We start from the raw sequence: 549 nt of genomic DNA, 5'->3' as shown, positions 1-549 counted from the left end.
CGGCGCACGGTGATCCCGAAGGTGGCGAAGAAGGCCTGGGCGCGGTACCAGAACGCGGTGGCGCTTTCCTTGGTCTCGTCGGGCAGGATCTCGGTGTAGGCCAGGCGGGAGTGGTCGTCGATGGCGTTGTGGAGGTAGCCGTAGCCGAGGTTGGGGCGGCCGTGGCGGGTGCGTGGCCGGTCGGGGTCGCGGTGGGCGGAGCTGTTGCGGGCGCCTGTTTGCCGGCCGTGCACGCGATGGCCGCCGCCGTCGGGGATGTTGCCGAGCTTTTTGATGTCGACGTGCACGAGATCGCCGGGTGCGGGGTGTTCGTAGCGGCGGATGGTGCGGCCGGTGGCGCGGTCGAGGTGGGCCAGGCGGGTCAGCCGGTAGCGGGCAAGGACGCGGTGGACGGTTGAGGGGTGCAGGCCCAGCAGGTAGGCGATGCGGGCCGGGCCCCAGCGGCGGAGCACGCGGACCTTGATGATGCGCCGCTCGGTGCGGGTGGGGGTGCGGCGGGGGCTGTGGTGCGGGCGCGAGGAGCGGTCGGCCATGCCGGATGCTCCGTAT

1 pseudogene is annotated in these 549 nt (G+C 72.5%); it reads right to left on the bottom strand.

Annotation, left to right across the window (positions count from 1 at the left end):
• Positions 1–549: pseudogene (locus HHX41_RS39520) on the bottom strand (DDE-type integrase/transposase/recombinase); the annotation flags it as partial.

Origin of the sequence: Microbispora sp. H13382, from assembly GCF_014161445.1 — a bacterium.
Taxonomy (GTDB): Bacteria; Actinomycetota; Actinomycetes; order Streptosporangiales; family Streptosporangiaceae; genus Microbispora.
This window is presented reverse-complemented; position numbering and strand designations above follow the sequence as displayed.